Origin of the sequence: Liberiplasma polymorphum (assembly GCF_043951795.1) — a bacterium.
GTDB lineage: Bacteria > Bacillota_I > Bacilli_A > Izemoplasmatales > Izemoplasmataceae > Liberiplasma > Liberiplasma polymorphum.
This window is the reverse complement of record NZ_JBIOAG010000078.1, coordinates 1-1558: the sequence shown is the minus strand read 5'-3', so window position 1 is coordinate 1558 and position 1558 is coordinate 1. Positions and strand designations below refer to the sequence as shown.

The following is a 1558-nucleotide window of genomic DNA, read 5'->3' as shown; positions in this document are numbered from 1 at the left end:
TCATGTAAGATTTAAATTGTATTAAGTTAGTTAACTTCAATCTAAATCTTTACTCCTTTCCTACTAATTTAATATACTAATAATGTACTGTGGATTTGTACCATCTTATTACAGCTTAGACTGTTTAGAGGTGACACTTACCACGGTCTTTATTTTAATCAGCAATAGTTAGATAACGCTAGACGTTTATTACATGATTATGAGGTAAAGACACGCTGGACTCATCACAGTACAAATTTTTTTCCTTGGAGGTGTGCTTATGATTTATGTCGGCATCGATATATCAAAGTACAAGCACGACTGTTTTATCGCCACTAAAAACAGTATTCACTTCTCATTTGAGAATAATCAATCTGGTTTTAAAACCTTACTTGATCATTTTCAATCATTTCACAAAAAAGACATGATAATAGGCCTTGAGGCTACGGGGCATTACGGCGACAACTTAAAATCGTTTCTAACCTCCCATGGCTATACATTCATGGAAGTCAACCCTTTTCTCGTGAAGAAGTTTAGCGACTCAAAATCACTGAGAAAAATCAAGACCGATAAGAAGGATGCCAAACTCATCGCTGAGTTTATGACCACAGTAGACTACAAAGCCTATCATCATCAATCTTATCACATTAGCGCTTTAAAATCACTCACTCGTTGGCGCTCTAAACTCATTTCTTTTCGAACGTCTCAATACAATATGATGACTAAGACACTCGACATTATCTTCCCAGAATTTAAACCATTCATGAAAGAACAAGGTTTTTCCGATACGTCACTTTATATCCTAAAGCGTTTTACAACACCAGCGAAAATCGCTAAAATGAATGATTCACATTATGACGTTATTAGAAAGCAGTCAATGGGTAAGTTTAATTATCCCAAATTTTCAAAGTTTCGTGTATTGGCGAGTGAAACTGTGGGTATCTCTCAACCATTTCAAGTAGCCAAACTCAAATCGTTGATCAGTTATGTCGAGAAACTTAACGAGGATATTCAGCATATTGAATCAGAGATTAAAGAGATTATGAAACATTATCCTACCTATTTTCAATCCATTAAAGGCATGGGAATTATTACCGCAGCCATTATTCTCGCTGAATACGGAGAAATCTCCTTGTTTGATAATCCTTCACAAATGGTTTCTTATGCCGGATTGGATTCATCCATTCATCAATCCGGTACGATGGCTTCAACAGGTAAGCTCGTTAAGCGAGGAAGTAAATTTCTTCGTTCAGCTTTGATCAAGGTTACAATGACTGTGATGATTTATAACCCGGTCCTTTATAGTTATTACGATATGAAACGCAAACAAGGAAAGCACCATCGTGTAGCTTGTGTTCATCTAGCTAAAAAACTTATAAGAATTATTCATCATTTAGAGAAAACTCAAACAACGTTCAACCATCAACTTTTAAACTAAGTATTTAACCTAAACTGTGGCGGCTAAGTTAGATACAAATAGTTTTTCTTCTACCTTCTACTGTAATAAGTTAGAGGGTTTTTCGTATTAGTTCTATTAACAGTCTCAAATAGCACTTGACATTTAATAGTTAGTCACCTC

1 protein-coding gene is annotated in these 1558 nt (G+C 35.2%); it reads left to right on the top strand.

The features are described from left to right. Positions 1 to 259 precede the first annotated feature (259 nt). A complete protein-coding gene (locus tag ACHAJD_RS09825) occupies positions 260 to 1417 on the top strand; it encodes an IS110 family RNA-guided transposase (protein ID WP_435585692.1) in 1158 nt (385 codons plus the stop codon). The last annotated feature ends 141 nt before the right edge of the window (positions 1418 to 1558 follow it).